Here is a 15,554-nt window from a genome sequence, read left to right as displayed (position 1 = left end):
CCCTGACCCAGCGTTAACCGATTGTTAATGGCCGCGACGCAGACTCTCTTTCGCGGTCTGCTTCACGGACGAACCGACTCCCACTTGTTCAGTAGGAGGCACCATGAAAACCACTACCTTCATTCTCACCACCCTGCTCGCCCTCGGCTCCACCAGCGCCTTCGCTGAAGGCGGTGCCGAACGCATGCGTTATTACTACGACAATTTCCCGGTCCAGCACGCGCAAAGCGAGCAGAAGGCCGACGCCAGTGCGAAAGAAATTCGCGTCCCTGCTGACCAGACGGCGCAGGTGACCGAGTCTTATCGCGACTGAGTTCTACCGAGCAACCGATGAACCTTCCGTGGCTCCGCTCTGGCCCGGGAGATGACAGTTAGGCGCCCTCATTGGGGCGCCTTTTTTTATGTTGCTGATTGGCGGTGAGGAGCCTTCAGGCCTGTAAATCCTTTATCCAGAACAGCATCCGCCCGTGATCTGGATTGAACATCCCCGGTGCAAAGCCGAATTTGCGATATGAACCCTGCGCCACCGCATTGCCTTCCAACACTTCCAGGGTGATCTTGCAGCAGCCACGCTGACGAGCGATTTCTTCAACTTTCTGCAGCATTTTCTGACTGATCCCAAGGCCACGAAATTTGCCGACCACGGCGACGTCGTGAACGTTGACCAGCGGTTTGCAGGCGAAAGTGGAGAAGCCTTCAAAACAGTTGACCAGCCCGGCCGGTTCACCGCCGACGAAGGCCAGCACGCTGAAGGCATGCGGGCGGCGGGCGAGCTCTTCGGGCAGGCGTTGCAGCAGTTCGGGCGCGATCGGATGACCGCCGCCCATGGGATCTTCGGCGTAGTGGTTGAGCACGATGCCGATGGCTTCAGCGTGCACCGGGTTGCTGTAGCTGGCCTGAAGTACGAGTATTTCTGCGGAATCCATTTCCATCCCCGATAAGCAAAAAGCCCCGGCGCGCAAGGTGCTAGCTGAAAGGCCTGGGGGGACCTTAGCTTGGGTGCGCCGGAGAGGGCAACTTGAAAAGCTGAAGATCAAAAGATCGCAGCCTCGTTGCACTCGTCAGCTCCTACGGTCCGATATGTGTAGGAGTTGACGAGTGCAACGAGGCTGCGATCTTTCGTGGTCAGTGGCCCCAGATCAGCTCTTCGGTCCAGCCCAGTTCGGCGAAATCTTCGGCACGCAATGCGCTTTCGCCGACACAGAAAAATTCATCCAGTTGCGGTGGCTTGACCGCCGTGCCGCTGAGCATGGCGTGCACCTGGCCACGATGATGGATCTGGTGTTCGAACAGGTGCGAGAGCATGCACAGGCGGCTGTCATGTTGCGGTTCGTCGCGAGCGATAGTGACGATTCTCAGCAGATCGGCATCGCGCAGTTGCTCGCAATAGGCGATCAGCCGGCGATCAACGCGGGCCTGCTCTGCACGCAGCGCCGCAGCCTCGGTAAACGGCTCGTCTGCATTGAAAAACACGTAGCAATCAGGGTGTGGCTCGTCCCCGCGCAATTCCCGCTCCAGCGCGTCGACGTAGAACCAGTCGCAGGTGAGGATGTGATTGAGCGTGAGGCGGATGCTGGGGAAGAAGCTCACCCGTGGCGCCGCCAGTTCAGTGGTGTCGAGCTGGCTCCAGGCCTTTGCCAGGCGGTGATTGGCCCAGGCATTCTGATAGGCCATGGTCAGCAAATGATGGGACAGCGGTTGACTCATGTCGGCGCCCTCTTCTTTCAAGCTTCGGCGAAACGCTGCAGTTGCATCTCCCGCAAACGGCTGAGGGTGCGGCGGAACGGGAATTCCAGATAGCCCTCGGTGTATAGCGCGTCCATCGGAACGCTTGCCTCGACGTACAGCGGCACCTTGCGGTCGTAGCATTCGTCGACCAGCGCGATAAAGCGACGAACGCCGTCGTCGTGCACCGATAACTGCGGCAATTCCCGGTCACCGGCGACCACGCGCTCAGCGCCGTCTTCGGTGCCCCGCGCAATGCGCCCTTCGCGTTTTTGTGCGCTGAGATTCGGCACTTCGCTCAACAGAATAGCCCGGTAGCGATCACACAGGGCAATGAAGTCCATGGCGGCGAAAGGTTGTTCGCACAGATCGCTGTAGCGGCACCACAGCACCGATTCGCTGGCTTGCACGACGTTGAGTGTGCGGTGGCCCACGGCGACTGGCTCATCACTGACAGTCTCATCTGCAGCCAGCGACTTGAACACGGCACCCAGTGCGCTCGGTGAATCGGCTTCATTGACAAAATAGCGCTGCTCGATCGCCCCCGGGTGCAAGCGATGATCCTCGGCGCCATTCACCGCCACCACTGTCATATGTGCCTTGATCGCCGCAATCGCCGGCGTGAAACGGTCGCGATTGAAGCCGTCCGCGTACAGGTCATCAGGCGGCAGGTTGGACGTGCAGACCACTACCACGCCTTCGTCGAACATCACTTGAAACAGCCGGCCGAGAATGATGGCGTCGCCGATGTCATTGACGAACAGTTCATCGAAGCACAGCACGCGCACTTCGGCGGCCAGCTCTTTGGCCAAAGCGCGCAACGGATCGGCGATGCCACTGAGTTGAAACGAACGCTGATGTACCCAGCCCATGAAGTGATGAAAGTGCTGACGCCGCGCCGGCACCCGCAGGCTCTGATAGAACTGATCCATCAACCAGGTCTTGCCGCGCCCGACCGGCCCCCACAGGTACACGCCGCTGACCGAACGTGCACCGGCGTGCAAGCCTTCATGGCATTTCTGCAAGGCCCAGACTGCGTGTTCCTGGGCTTCATCCTGGATGAAACCCTTGTGGTCGACCGCGTATTGCCAGGCACTGAGGGGGGAGTCGAAAGTCATGCGCGGGAGTATGCCACGGGCGATTGGCCATTGCTGATTAACGGGCGTGGACGATCATTGTGGGAGCGAGCCTGCTCGCGAAGGCGGCTCGTCAGTCACCGAGATGCAGACTGAGCCACCGCTTTCGCGAGCAGGCTCGCTCCCACATAGGCAGTAAAACCTGACCTTTCAGGCAGTTATTGCTCGTTGCCCTCGCCGCCCTCTTCCGGCATTCTGCGCACCCATTTTCTGACCCGGCCCCGCCTTGCGGCGCGCACATCACCATGACCGCCTCTGACAAAACCCCGCGCAACAACGACCTGATCTACGGCCTCAACGACCGTCCGCACCTGACCGCCACGGTGTTCGCCGCGCTGCAACACGTGCTGGCCAGTTTCGTCGGCATCATCACCCCGACCCTGATCATGGGTGGCGCCCTCGGTCTGCACAGTGAAATCCCCTACCTGATCAGCATGGCGCTGTTCGTCTCCGGCCTTGGCACCTTTGTCCAGGCCAAGCGCTTCGGCCCGGTGGGTTCCGGTCTGCTGTGTCTGCAAGGCACCAGTTTTTCCTTTATCAGTGTGATTCTCAGCGCCGGTTTCATGGTCAAGGCGCGTGGCGGTGGCACTGACGAAATCCTCTCGACGATCTTCGGCGTGTGCTTCTTCGCTGCGTTCATTGAAGTGGTGCTCAGCCAGTTCATCGGCAAACTGCGCATGCTGATCACGCCGGTGGTGACCGGCACGATCATCACGCTGATGGGCCTGTCGCTGATCAAAGTGGCGATGACCGACATCGCCGGCGGCTTCGGTGCGCCTGATCTCGGCGCGGCCAGCCATGTGTTTCTGGCGGCGCTGGTGATCGGCACCATCGTTGTGTTGAACCGTGTCGACGTGCCGTTTCTGCGCCTGGGCGCGATCGTCATCGGCCTGACGCTCGGCTACGTGGTGGCATGGCTGATGGGCACGGTGGATTTCGCTTCGATGCCCGAAGTGCCGCTGGTCAGCGTGCCGGTGCCGTTCAAGTACGGTTTCAACTTCGATTGGGTGGCGTTCGTGCCGGTGGCGGTGATTTTCCTCGTGTCGCCGCTGGAAGCGGCTGGTGACCTGACCGCCAACTCGATGATCTCGCGGCAACCGGTGAAAGGCCCGCTGTACATCCGCCGGATCAAATCCGGCCTGCTCGCCGATGGTCTCAACTCGGCCATGGCGGCAGTGTTCAACAGCATGCCGATGGTGACGTTTGCGCAAAACAACGGCGTGATCCAGTTGACCGGCGTGGCCAGCCGCTACGTGGCGTTTTTCATCGCCGGGCTGCTGGTGTTGCTCGGTTTGTTCCCGATGATTGGCGCGGTGCTGCAACTAATGCCGAAACCGGTGCTGGGCGGCGCCGAGCTGGTGATGTTCGGCACCGTCGCCGTGGCCGGGATCAAGATCCTCGCCGAAGCCGGCCTGCATCGACGCAACATGCTGATCGTGGCGATCTCGCTGGGCATGGGCCTGGGCATCGCGGCGGTGCCGGAAGTCCTGCGCGAACTGCCGCAAGCGCTGCGCAACATCTTCGAATCGCCAATCACTGTCGGTGCGTTGTGCGCTATCGTGCTGAACATCTTCCTGCCGGAAGAATTCATCGAGCTGGAAGAAGATGATTTCGACCCGGAAGCGTCGATTCTGCAGGTCATGGAAAACCCCGACGTCGCCGCCAAAGGTGAACCCGGCCAAGCGGCGGCTGTCGCACAGTTGAACCGCTGACGTCACGCCTCGAAAAAAGGGCTGCACCGGCGACGGTTCAGCCCTTTTTTTGTCGAGAGATTTTTATGCGCCGCGTCCACGCCGTCATCCTGTCGCTTGTGCTGTTGTCGCTCAGCGCCTGCGCACTGTTTCCCAACCGCGATCCGGTGAACATCAACGTGGTCGGCCTCGAACCGTTGCCGAGTCAGGAACTGGAAGTACGCTTCGCGATCAAGCTGCGCGTACAGAACCCCAATGAAACGGCGATCGATTACAACGGCATCGCGCTGGATCTGGAGGTCAATGGTCATTCGCTGGCGTCCGGTGTGAGCGATCAGAGCGGCTCGATCCCGCGTTTCTCTGAAGCCATTGTCACGGTGCCGGTCAGCGTCTCGGCGTTCTCGGTGCTGCGCCAGACGTTGGGCCTGAGCCAGACGCAAAACCTCGATAATCTGCCCTACGTGCTGCGCGGCAAACTGGCGGGCGGGTTGTTTGGCACGATGCGCTTTACCGACAGCGGCAAGTTGAGCCTGCCCAAGGCGAGTGCGGCGACCTGGTAAAAGTTTTCTGATCGCGCACCGATCCCTGTGGGAGCTGGCGTGCCAGCGATAGCGGTGCATCTGCCAAAAAGATGTCGACTGACATGGCCCCATCGCTGGCAAGCCAGCTCCCACAGGTTCAAAACAAGTATCAAGGTCAGGAGTTGAACCGCACCCCCGGCTTCGCACGCTCATCAACGGTCAACTCGAAGACATCCGGCCGCGCGTAGTGGCCGACCACATCGTAGTCATACCGCGCGCGGATCAGTTCATCAGTGTCGATTTCCGCCGTGAGCAAGCCCGCTTCCCCGCGCAACGGCCCCGCCAGCACATCGCCCATCGGACCGACGATCACGCTGCCACCGGCAATCAACGGTCGATCACCCGGCCAATTGGCAATCTCCACCCCCAAATCATCCGGCGAGGCCTGCACCTGACAGGCGCTGACCACGAAAGAGCGGCCTTCGTGGGCGATGTGGCGCATGCTGACCTGCCACATCTCGCGCTCGTCCACGGTCGGCGCGCACCAGACCTCAACGCCCTTGGCATACATCGCCGTGCGCAGCAGCGGCATCATGTTTTCCCAGCAGACCACGGCGCCAAGCTTGCCGACCTGGGTGTCGAACACCGGCAGCGTCGAGCCATCACCCTTGCCCCAGATCAGTCGCTCGGTGCCGGTGGGCATGAGCTTGCGGTGTTTGCCGAGCAGCCCGGCCTGCGGATCGAAATACAGCACCGTGCAATACAACGTGCTGCCAGCGCGCTCGATCACGCCGATCACCAGATTGGCCCCGGTGCGCGCTGACAATCCGGCCAGCGCGTCGGTTTCGGCGCCGGGCACATCGATGGCGTTGGCAAAATATCGCGCGAACGCCTCACGCCCCTCGGGCAGTCGGTAGCCTAATTGGGTGCCGAAGCCCTCGCCTTTCGGGTAACCACCGAGCAAGGCTTCCGGCATCACCACCAACGCGGCGCCGGATTCGCGGATTGCGTCTTCCCAAGCAAGGATCTGTTCAAGGGTTTCGCCTTTGCCGCCGGGCAATGCGCCGATCTGCAACGCCGCCACTATGGATTTGGCCATCGTATTTACTCCATCAGGTTCAGGTGTTGCCGATTCTCCAGCGTCACGCGATCATGAATAAAGCCCTGCCGACTGCTGAATGATATGAGCCAAATGAATATCGCCGACATTGACCTCAACCTGCTGAAAGTCTTCGAAGCACTGCACGATGAATCCAGTGCCAGTCGCGCCGCCCTGCGCCTGGGCGTAACGCAATCGGCAGTCAGCGCGGCATTGCGCCGCTTGCGTGAGGTGTATGGCGATCAGTTGTTCGTGCGCACCGGGCGCGGACTGGCGCCGACCCTGCAAGCCAATCAGCTGAAACCGGTGATCAGCGATGCGCTCAACAAATGCCGGCAAAGTCTGGCCATGCTTGATCCAGCGGCCAATCAATACGAAGGACGTTCGGTGGCGATCGGTCTGTCAGATGATTTTGAAATTGCCTACGGGCGCCACTTGATCGAGGAAATCGCCCGCCGTGCGCCAAAGCTGCGGTTGATATTTCGCCAGACCCACAGCCAGATCGTTGCCCGCGCACTGATGGAACGCAGCATCGACCTGGCGATCACTGCCGGCGGCTTTTCCGAGCGCCTGCTCAGTCGTCAGGTGTTGGGGGAAGGCGGCTATGCGTGTCTGGTCGACCCGGCCAGTCTCGCGCCAGGCCAACAGCAGATCGCGTTGCAGGAGTTCGTTGAACGCGAGCACATTCTGGTGTCGTCGGGCGGCTTTATCGGTATCACCGATGAGGGATTGGCGGCAGTGGGCTTGAACCGGCGAGTCTGCGCGTCGACCACGCATTTTGCCGCGCTGCCCTTTCTGCTCAAGGGCAGTCAGGCGGTGGCGACCATCCCGGCCCATGCCGCCGCAAGCATCGCGACGCTGAGCGGGCTGGCGTTGCTGCCCTGCCCTCTGGCTTTACCGCGCTATCCGGTGGAACTGGGCTGGCGCACCAGCACGCAGATCGATCCGGTGCTGGTCAAGGTTCGCGAGGCGATTGCCGCCACGTTCAGCCAGGCGTGAAGCGGATTATTTGTTCGCCGCCATCAGGCGATTGACTTCACTGCGCACCATGTTGGCGAACTCCGGCGGCGACATGCCGTCCAGTTCGGCGCGGACCCACTCGGCCCATTTGCCCTTGCGCTTGGAGCGCTCCCCAAACAAGCGCGCGGCTTCGCCTTTGGCTTTGCCCAGATTGTTCTGCCAGAGTTCGAACAGACGGGATTTCTCATCTTCCAGCGCTGCGCGCTCTGCGAGGGATTTGTCGGCCAGATTGAAACTCATGGGGATTTATCCTGCTGCGTAAAATGGCGACATCTTACACGCTCGATGGAAATCTCCGGTGCAGGTTTTTCCCTTGTCCGCGAATGACATGCAACTTTTCGCCTGCCGCTACACTCCATTGGTCACTGTCCATTCACCTGCAAGGAGTCACCCAATGGCCCGTAAAACCGCCTCGCAAGCTGCCGAAGAGCAAATCAAGGATCAAGCTTTCAGCGAGCTTCAGGCTCTGATCGAAGAATCGGACAAACTGCTCAAGAGCAGCGCTTCACTGGTAGGCGAAGAAGCAGAAACCCTGCGCGCACAAATCGCCCAGAAGCTGCAGCTGGCACTGGATTCGGTGTCCAGCGTGCGCGACCGCACCAAACCCGCTGTTGAAGCCACCGAGAACTACATCGGTGGTCACCCTTGGCAAACCGTGGCGATCTCCGCCGGTTTCGGCCTGGTGGTGGGCCTGCTGCTCGGCCGTCGCTGAGTCAGGCGCACAGAAAAAGGCGAACCTCAGGGTTCGCTTTTTTTATGCCCACCGCTTCGCTTTTCCATTACTGAATTCACCTCGGTATCCCAAGTCGGCGTACCTCGCCCAAACCACGCGGTCAGTCCCCTCTCCCCCCGGGAGAGGGCTAGGGTGGGTAAAGACCGGATACATCCTTTACGTTTGAGACCGGGGACATGGTTTACAGGTATCAATGATGGTCAGGAGGTGCTGACCATGCCCTGGAAACAAGAGTCCCCAATGGATCAACGAGTGAAGTTAATCAGCGATTGGCTCGGCGGCAGCTACACCAAAAGCCAGCTAAGCCGGCGGTATGACGTCAGCCGTCCCACCATCGACAAGTGGTTGGAACGATACGCAGCGTTGGGCGTTGATGGCTTGAAAGAGCAGTCGCGCAAGCCGCTGAACTGCCCTCATCAAACTTCCGATGAAATCATCGCCAAGTTGCTGGCCAAGAAAAATGAACATCCCGATCGGGGGCCCAAGCAGATCATTGATCGCCTGCGCGTTTCTGATCCGCATATCCAGTGGCCGGCGGCGAGTACTGCCGGAGAATGGTTGAAGAAAGCTGGTTTGGTCATGGCGCGACGACCTTATCCCCCACGTCCCCGTGCTCCGACGCATTTGCGTCCGGTCGACGCGCCCAACCAGACTTGGTGTGCTGATTACAAAGGGCAGTTCAAAATGCAGGACGGTAATTGGTGCTATCCGCTGACCATTACCGATCAGATGAGCCGCTTTTTATTCGTCTGTCGCGCTTTGCCCAGTACGCACGGGGCGCCGACGCGGGAAGGCTTTGAGTGGGCTTTTCGAGAATATGGGCTGCCGGATGTGATCCGCACTGACAATGGCGCTCCTTTCGCGTCGACAGGTCTGGCGCGACTTTCGAAGTTATCGGTTTGGTTCATCAGGCTTGGAATCCATGTCGAAACGATTACGCCTGGCCGTCCCGACCAAAATGGTCGACATGAACGGATGCATCGAACGCTAAAGGCAGCAGTGCCACCGGCAGAAAACCTGGTGCGCCAACAGCTGGCTTTTCAGGATTTTGTCCAGGACTTCAACCACCACCGACCGCACACCGCGCTGGGCATGAAACCGCCGGCTTCTGTCTATAGCCCATCGGTACGTGCATATCCCGGTTACTTGCCTGCGCTTGAATACGGCTCTGATGTTGAAGTACGCAAGGTTCGGTCAAATGGCGAAATCAAATGGAAAGGACAGCTGATTTTTCTTGGAGAGGCTTTGATTGGAGAGGACATCGCGCTGAAGGAAGTGGCTGACGACGCTTGGGAGCTGTACCTTTGCAGCCACTGTTTAGGCAGGCTTGAACGCGGTGCTAAACGCGTAGCAAGCCTGTAAAGGTGTAAACGATGTCCCCGGTCTAATTTGTAAAGGATGTACCGGTCTCTACAGTGAGGGGCTTTTGACCTTGTCACTGCAATCGTCAGAACAACAAAAGACTCACTCCCCCGCCAACTCCCGCAACTGCCCCAGCGTCTGCTCATCCAGTACGATCCCTTGCACCATCGACCGACTGCGCTGCAAATGCCGCCGATCCCCCGGCAAACGCTTGAGCCCGACCCCGTGCATCTGCCGCACCAGTTCCTCGCTGCGTTGGGCAAAGCTCTGCCCCGCCGCTTTGCTCGGGTCGATGACGATCAACAGCTGGCCGGTCCACGGCGTTTTCGCGCCGGGATGGTTGGACCAGTCAAACTCGAATGAGAAATTGCCGCCGGTCAATGCCGCCGCCAGCAACTCGACCATCATCGACAGCGCCGAGCCTTTATGGCCGCCAAACGGCAACAAGGCGCCGCCTTCGAGAATAGCTTTGGGGTCCTGGGTCGGCTGGCCGAGGCTGTCGACACCCATGCCGGCCGGGAGTTTTTCACCCTTGCGCGCTGCGATTTGCACATCGCCATGAGCAATGGCGCTGGTGGCGAGATCGAACACAATCGGCGCGGCGTTGGCCCTTGGCGCGGCGAAGGCAATCGGATTGGTACCGAACAATGGCCGATCAGCGCCATGGGGCACCACGCAGGTCATGCTGTTGACCACGCTCAGCGCCACCAGACCTTCGTCGGCGAAGGGCTCGACATCCGGCCACAAAGCGGCGAAATGGTGCGAGTTGCGAATCGCCAGCACCGCGATCCCGGCATGACGCGCCTTCTCGATCAGCAGTGGTCGGGCCGCTGCCAACGCTGGCTGGGCAAAACCGTTGCCAGCGTCAACCCGGACAAACCCCGGCGCGACATCTTCAACCTGTGGCACGGCATGGCCATTGACCCAGCCGCTTTTCAGCGTCGAGACATAACCGGGGATGCGAAACACGCCATGACTATGAGCGCCGTCGCGTTCGGCGTTGGCGCAGTTGACGGCGAGTACCCGTGCGACTTCGCTGGAGGTGCCGTGGCGCAGAAAAATCGTTTCAAGCAATTGCGTCAGTGCTTCGAGGGACACTGTGGACGAGCCATGATCGTGTGGCGCAGACATCTGAAGCTCCAGAATGATTATTGGAGGGAACAACAGCGTACGGTCGATTTTGCCCACCGATTAACCCTGTCCGAGCTGCCAGCTGTCAACCCTTCGATTCATTGCCATCGGTTGGCGCGCCCTGATGCACATTTTGATCTCGGCACGTGCGGTAACTGTCTACCGCAAGTGCTCCACTCTGCGCATTTACTGTTGAGTTCCAGCCCAATGGCGCCCTGTTCAGAGTTGCAATGATGTCCATCCCGACTGCCCCGCTGTTGTTTCCAGTGATATTCGATTCACCCGGCCTGCACGCTGACCTCGGTCCGGCACACGGTCTCAACAGCAAAGACTTCGACTGGCTTGCACATGCGCAACTCGCTACGCAATCGCTGCGCAACAAGCAAACCCCGCCAATGCTGGCCGAACGCATCCTGCTCAACGCCGACAAGCAACTGGCCGTGCCGCTGGCAGGCAGCTTCATACTCAGCGCAGGGCCGGATGACAACGGCGTGTTTCTCTATACGCCCTACGATGGCCTGAAAAAATTCGCTGACCGGCAAGCCCTGACTGATGCCCTGCAGAAACGCCTCGACAACGCCAGGGAAAACGATGATCTGCTGGCTTTCCTCTCGGTTTCATTGCGCAAGGAACTGGTGGAAAAACGCAGTATCACCCTGACCTGCGAAACCATCGAAGGTGATGTGTTCGAGGACCAGCAATTGGCAATCGGCGACTCTCTGGAGAGGTGCGCCCGTGACTTGCTGGACGAACTCAAACGCCTGCCATCCCTTGCAACGCTGCTGGAAAAGATTCTCGACGAACTGCTCGAAGCGCATTTTGGCGCGGTGCAACAATCGCTTACCCGGGTCGGTTTCTATTCGGTGACTACTTCGGATGGAAAACAGTGGGTCGACTCGCTGTCGCTGACTGAAGCGCTGTTGGTGCACTTTCACCGTCAGGGCTGGCCCCACGGTCAGGTCGTAGAGTTTACCCATCCTGGCCGTTCGGTACACGAAGACGATCAGTCGGCCTGGACCAATGCGATCAAGTCGGCATCGGGAAAACTGACCATGCTGTTGTTTCGACAGCTTGAGGTGTTTTGGAACAGCGCTTCATTCGCGGGCTCGCCCAGACGTACTTTCTTCAGCCAGACGCTGCAGGATCAGGCGCGCGCGGATCTGATGATCAAGCGCGAAACGCAGATCCTCACCGCCAGCGAGTTCGACGCCCTGCACAGCCTGGTACGCGAGCCAACCGTTGCGGTACGGCGGCCAACGTTTGAAACCGTGTGCTTGAGTGAAGATACAGCCTGTGTCGAGCTGGCCGGTTCGCTGATGATCAATCACGACAAGGCTTATCTCTATACGCCCAGCCAGGGCCTGCAGGTACTCGCCGACTACGCGGATCTCAAACAGACACTGACTGCGAAAATGCGGGCTGCCGGACACGAAGACGAACTCTACGGGCTGATGAATCTGCAAGAGCGCAATCGTTACCTTGGCTTCGCTAACGCGCAGGTATCCGGGGAAAACATTGGCGGTGAGATCATGACCACGCTGTTTGAGGCCATCATCACCAAGCAACGTCAGAACGTTGAATTCGTTCTGCAGCGTTTTCGTCAGAGCGAGCGCACCACTGACATCCATGCGCTCTTCGACAAGGCGCTGGATATCCGCTCAATGATTCATGAACGGCTGCTCAAGCTCGACGTCAATCAGCGCTGGAGTACCCGGCCGTTGTTTACCAGTACACCGCCATCGTCACTCGTGCAGGCAGACAAGGCTGCGCAGCAGGCGACACTTCTGGGACGGACGCTGGATAATCTGACCAGCCACTTCAAAGACCAGCCGACCGCGCACGGCGCCGAACAGCGCGTCTTTCTCGAAGGCATTCTGTGGAAACTGGCCCAGGCATTCGAAGACGGCCTGCGTGGTGAGGCGTACCTGCGCAGCCTCAGCGGGTCATGGCTGGAGGCGGAACGAAAGATCGTCGACACCGTGTTCGATTCCAGGCACCCGACACGCAGGGACCGCCAGTCACTCAATGGTTTTCGCCCCGATGCCTGGTCACTGACCCTCAGCGGGGCCGAGCCCAACGCTGCGCTGCCGCTCGCTCACTGCGTGCTGCTGACCGAGCGCGGCGGCATGGACGTGAAACATTCCGGGCGCGCCATCCTCTGGACACCGGCCCTGGGCCTGGAGCTGTTTGACGACATCGCCAATGCGCAAAAGCAATTGCAGCAACGGCTGGACGACAATAACCAGAGTCACACGCTGCTGGAAAATCTGCCAAAGGCGCAACACAGACTGGACCAGCAATACACCCTGGGCGAGTTTCAATTGATTAATGGCAGTGTCTCCCGAGACCGCATGCAATCTGCCATTGAACAGTTCCTGGCGGAATGTGAACTGCTGCGAGTTTGCATCAAGGAGCCAAAGACATTGGCGAGCTTCCTTGATGAAATGAAAATTGCTGTCATCGATACCAACCTGCGACGCGCGATCGATCTTGCACGAACCCTTTCGCGTCATCTGGATTACCCGGACTGGTTGCGCATGGCCTCGGCGACGGAGCAACGCACGCAACTCGCGCTGCTGGATGAACTGCGGCATGCGTTCATCGATGGCAAGGATTTCCTCGATGAGGTCCCGGCGCTGGCCACGCATATCGAGCAGAGCCTCAAAACCCTGCTCGACGCGCGATTTCCAGGCAACGGGCTCAAGCCACAGGACATCCGGATTACCCCCAACCTGATATTGGCCGGCCCTGCCTGCGACTTGCTGGAATTTGCCTTGCATCACTACAACGTCGTGCAGGGCAGCGGTTTCAAAGTCGCCTCGACAACGGCCACGGCTCTACCAAGAGAGTTTGCCCAGGCCGCGGTACGGCAATTACTGCAATCTCTCGATGTTGCTACCACCTACACCGCGAAAGTCACCGAAGCGCTGTCAGCCGACAGCCCGTCTGCTCGCACCAGCAAAGAACGGTTTTTGCGCCAGTTGCCTTGGCAATTGATGCAACACGCCCACTCGATGAAATTGCAACAACAGCTCTCGGATACCGGCTATGACTACATTTGCCAGGTCCTCGACATGCCTGACGCGATAGCGCGCGCTGCGGTCGAGGGCGCTCAAGCCATCGCCTGTCCCCTATCGCTGATCAAGACTCCAGGCGCTGATTGCGTCGACACACTCGGTTTGTATGTCTTCGGTCCGGGCGCAGGGCAAACAGGCCCCCGGATCCTCTATGCGCCTTACTCCAGGTGTGTGTTTCGCGAATTCGAAAACGAAGCGCAGCTGATCGAAGCACTGAATACCCCCGGGCACTTCCAGGATTTGATCATCCGGCGTCTGCCTGAAGCTCAGCAGGCGATATTCAAGAGTCTGTTGAAAACAACGATCGGCAAAGACAGTGAAATCACTCTTCATGGCGCGCCCATCAATGGCAACGTGCTCGAGCGGTTTCACCAGGACACTCTGCGTCTTCTGCCGCAACTGTTGCGCAGCCAGCCACAGATCAATGGCCAAGCGGATTGGGAAGCGGTGAAGTTTCTCTTCAGTCACGGCGTGCGCCTGGTGCCATATTTGCTACCGGGCAAACTCGCGTCCGGTTTTTTTCTGTGGCGAAGCTACCAGGACTTCAAGGCGTCCGCCGAAGGCCTTCAGGATCACCACTGGGCAAATGCCCTGAAAAGCTTCATCGCAGGGGCGATTACCCTCTTCAGCCTGGGACGTCTGTCATGGGAAAGCGAGGCAGAAACGGCCGGCTCCGAATTCGCCGCAGAGGCGCAAGCACCTGCGGGTACAGCCACAACGGTGCAAGTCGCTTCTGGCTGGGCAAAGGTGTCGCCCGTCACGCCCGCTCGGATTGATTTGCAGCCCTTTGAAAGCAGTACGGCGCTGGAATCCCTCAAGCTTGATGCCAATAAGCTGGTCTATGGGGATTCGTCAACGACGCAAAAATACGCCGCCATTGCCGGCAAGGTATATCCGGCAGTCCAGCTCGAAAAAAACTGGTATTTGCGCAAAAAAGACGGCAGTCAGGGGCCGGCACTCGAAGAGAAAAATGCCCGTCTGGTTGTTGCAAGCGCCAGCCAGCCGGTTCATCGCTGCCGATCAAAACGTCGTGACCCTGCTCAACATGAAGTCGAGGAAAACCGCTCAATAGAAATGTATATCCAGGCCAGAGGCATGGCCCAGATCCACCGTCGCTATCCGGCCAGGGCGTTCGTGATACAGCAAGCCGTAAACCGTGCAAGAGAATACGCAGTCAACTGCCTGCATAACTACGTTACACAGCGCAGCCACCCTGCGGGCACACGGCTGGAGAGGGTTTTGAAGGAGTTCTTCGAGGTGCATGAGGTAACGCCCTTGCTGCTCACAAAACTCGAGAAAGTGATCATTCCTGTCTGCCAGGAATTGACGAACCCAAAAGATGATTTGCTCTACACCGAGCGCTTCTTTACTGGTCTGAATGGGCCTGGCAGCGCCAATACCGTTGCTTTCGTTTTCAAACAGGACAAACAAAAAATAATTCATCTCACCGAGGTTTTTTTCAATCCCAGAATGGACAAATACACCGCCCATCTGCCTCCTCGATTCAATGTTGATTCACACGCACGCGCGGTAACGATTATCCATGAACTCTCGCATCTGGTTTGCGACAGCGAAGATCTGGTGACGATCCAGGCCATGGGGCCTTATCTCGACCTTATCGACACGACGACGGCAGAGGGGCAAGCGGTCAAGGACTCGCTTGAACGTTATCGCAGGTTATTGTCGCGCTACGGCAATCTCTCGCACCTGTTTGCAGTGAAATCCGATAACCACGTCTGGACCGATCTGGACAAAATGCCGACGCATGCCGCGGATTACCTGAAAATCCTCAGCCTTACCAAAACCACAAACCTTGCAGACGCGCGCCGAGCGTTTCGCAGTCCTGTTTCAGCAGATGCGCGGGTCGACGTGATGCTCGCCAACGCCGACTCGATCGCCCTGCTCATCAGCGAACTGGGCCGCCAGCTCGACCCGCTTCCGGCGCCCATGCCGCTACCGGCGCCGGTTGCAGATCAGGCGGGATCCTCGCAAGCGCTGGCGTGAAGACAAAAAAATGCGCCGGCGTAACGCCAGCGCATTGCTCATGCCAAGAATCAAC

General features: G+C 59.0%; 13 protein-coding genes. 7 read left to right on the top strand and 6 right to left on the bottom strand.

The annotated features are described in order from the left end of the window. The first annotated feature begins 103 nt into the window (after positions 1–103). Positions 104–313, top strand: a complete 210-nt coding sequence (locus tag FEE99_RS17830) for a hypothetical protein (protein ID WP_041479703.1) — start codon at positions 104–106, stop codon at positions 311–313. A 115-nt stretch (positions 314–428) separates the two neighbouring features. On the opposite strand, the gene FEE99_RS17825 is transcribed toward FEE99_RS17830, so the two are convergent. The 3 genes from FEE99_RS17825 to zapE form a co-directional block, all read right to left on the bottom strand. Continuing rightward, positions 429–926: a GNAT family N-acetyltransferase gene (locus tag FEE99_RS17825; protein WP_041479704.1), complete on the bottom strand. Its 498-nt coding sequence runs from the start codon at positions 924–926 to the stop codon at positions 429–431. Positions 927–1,125: 199 nt separating this feature from the next. After that, positions 1,126–1,707 (bottom strand): DinB family protein, encoded by a 582-nt coding sequence (locus tag FEE99_RS17820; RefSeq protein ID WP_041479705.1) that lies wholly within the window; start codon positions 1,705–1,707, stop codon positions 1,126–1,128. A gap of 17 nt (positions 1,708–1,724) precedes the next feature. Continuing rightward, positions 1,725–2,843 carry a cell division protein ZapE gene (gene zapE, locus FEE99_RS17815; protein ID WP_041479706.1) on the bottom strand — a complete coding sequence of 373 codons (1,119 nt, stop codon included), beginning with the start codon at positions 2,841–2,843 and terminating at the stop codon, positions 1,725–1,727. A gap of 263 nt (positions 2,844–3,106) precedes the next feature. On the opposite strand from zapE, the gene FEE99_RS17810 reads away from it, so the two are divergent. Together FEE99_RS17810 and FEE99_RS17805 are read left to right on the top strand one after the other, a co-directional pair. Continuing rightward, positions 3,107–4,573 (top strand): nucleobase:cation symporter-2 family protein, encoded by a 1,467-nt coding sequence (locus FEE99_RS17810; protein ID WP_016774665.1) that lies wholly within the window; start codon positions 3,107–3,109, stop codon positions 4,571–4,573. A gap of 65 nt (positions 4,574–4,638) precedes the next feature. After that, the gene (locus FEE99_RS17805) at positions 4,639–5,112 is read left to right on the top strand and encodes an LEA type 2 family protein (RefSeq protein WP_041479707.1); all 474 of its coding nucleotides are present in this window, start codon (positions 4,639–4,641) and stop codon (positions 5,110–5,112) included. A 136-nt stretch (positions 5,113–5,248) separates the two neighbouring features. Here the strand turns inward: FEE99_RS17805 and FEE99_RS17800 are convergent, their stop codons facing one another. Beyond that, positions 5,249–6,172, bottom strand: a complete 924-nt coding sequence (locus FEE99_RS17800; RefSeq protein ID WP_041479708.1) for a carbon-nitrogen hydrolase family protein — start codon at positions 6,170–6,172, stop codon at positions 5,249–5,251. 84 nt (positions 6,173–6,256) lie between these two features. On the opposite strand from FEE99_RS17800, the gene FEE99_RS17795 reads away from it, so the two are divergent. Beyond that, complete coding sequence (locus FEE99_RS17795; protein WP_041479709.1) at positions 6,257–7,171, top strand: LysR family transcriptional regulator; 915 nt, start codon at positions 6,257–6,259, stop codon at positions 7,169–7,171. A 6-nt stretch (positions 7,172–7,177) separates the two neighbouring features. Here FEE99_RS17795 and FEE99_RS17790 read toward each other — a convergent pair whose 3' ends face one another. Further along, complete coding sequence (locus FEE99_RS17790) at positions 7,178–7,432, bottom strand: hypothetical protein (RefSeq protein ID WP_003224595.1); 255 nt, start codon at positions 7,430–7,432, stop codon at positions 7,178–7,180. Between the two features lie 154 nt (positions 7,433–7,586). Between FEE99_RS17790 and FEE99_RS17785 the strand changes: the two genes are divergently transcribed. Together FEE99_RS17785 and FEE99_RS17780 are read left to right on the top strand one after the other, a co-directional pair. After that, complete coding sequence (locus FEE99_RS17785; RefSeq protein ID WP_016774661.1) at positions 7,587–7,904, top strand: DUF883 family protein; 318 nt, start codon at positions 7,587–7,589, stop codon at positions 7,902–7,904. A gap of 237 nt (positions 7,905–8,141) precedes the next feature. Beyond that, positions 8,142–9,287 (top strand): IS481 family transposase, encoded by a 1,146-nt coding sequence (locus FEE99_RS17780; RefSeq protein ID WP_041479768.1) that lies wholly within the window; start codon positions 8,142–8,144, stop codon positions 9,285–9,287. 102 nt (positions 9,288–9,389) lie between these two features. Here the strand turns inward: FEE99_RS17780 and FEE99_RS17775 are convergent, their stop codons facing one another. Further along, a complete protein-coding gene (locus tag FEE99_RS17775; RefSeq protein WP_041480964.1) occupies positions 9,390–10,418 on the bottom strand; it encodes an Ldh family oxidoreductase in 1,029 nt (342 codons plus the stop codon). Positions 10,419–11,053: 635 nt separating this feature from the next. Here FEE99_RS17775 and FEE99_RS17770 point away from each other — a divergent pair. Continuing rightward, positions 11,054–15,499, top strand: a complete 4,446-nt coding sequence (locus FEE99_RS17770) for a dermonecrotic toxin domain-containing protein (protein WP_237143772.1) — start codon at positions 11,054–11,056, stop codon at positions 15,497–15,499. Positions 15,500–15,554 lie beyond the last annotated feature (55 nt).

Source organism: Pseudomonas sp. ef1 (assembly GCF_007293365.2).
Lineage (GTDB): Bacteria > Pseudomonadota > Gammaproteobacteria > Pseudomonadales > Pseudomonadaceae > Aquipseudomonas > Aquipseudomonas siliginis.
This window is presented reverse-complemented; position numbering and strand designations above follow the sequence as displayed.

Excerpts from the sequence above, each read along its gene's own strand:
- FEE99_RS17830 (WP_041479703.1), top strand. The coding sequence starts at position 104 with ATGAAAACCACTACCTTCATTCTCACCACCCTGCTCGCCCTCGGCTCC.
- FEE99_RS17825 (WP_041479704.1), bottom strand. The coding sequence starts at position 926 with ATGGATTCCGCAGAAATACTCGTACTTCAGGCCAGCTACAGCAACCCG.
- FEE99_RS17820 (WP_041479705.1), bottom strand. The coding sequence starts at position 1,707 with ATGAGTCAACCGCTGTCCCATCATTTGCTGACCATGGCCTATCAGAAT.
- zapE (WP_041479706.1), bottom strand. The coding sequence starts at position 2,843 with ATGACTTTCGACTCCCCCCTCAGTGCCTGGCAATACGCGGTCGACCAC.
- FEE99_RS17810 (WP_016774665.1), top strand. The coding sequence starts at position 3,107 with ATGACCGCCTCTGACAAAACCCCGCGCAACAACGACCTGATCTACGGC.
- FEE99_RS17805 (WP_041479707.1), top strand. The coding sequence starts at position 4,639 with ATGCGCCGCGTCCACGCCGTCATCCTGTCGCTTGTGCTGTTGTCGCTC.
- FEE99_RS17800 (WP_041479708.1), bottom strand. The coding sequence starts at position 6,172 with ATGGCCAAATCCATAGTGGCGGCGTTGCAGATCGGCGCATTGCCCGGC.
- FEE99_RS17795 (WP_041479709.1), top strand. The coding sequence starts at position 6,257 with ATGAGCCAAATGAATATCGCCGACATTGACCTCAACCTGCTGAAAGTC.
- FEE99_RS17790 (WP_003224595.1), bottom strand. The coding sequence starts at position 7,432 with ATGAGTTTCAATCTGGCCGACAAATCCCTCGCAGAGCGCGCAGCGCTG.
- FEE99_RS17785 (WP_016774661.1), top strand. The coding sequence starts at position 7,587 with ATGGCCCGTAAAACCGCCTCGCAAGCTGCCGAAGAGCAAATCAAGGAT.
- FEE99_RS17780 (WP_041479768.1), top strand. The coding sequence starts at position 8,142 with ATGCCCTGGAAACAAGAGTCCCCAATGGATCAACGAGTGAAGTTAATC.
- FEE99_RS17775 (WP_041480964.1), bottom strand. The coding sequence starts at position 10,418 with ATGTCTGCGCCACACGATCATGGCTCGTCCACAGTGTCCCTCGAAGCA.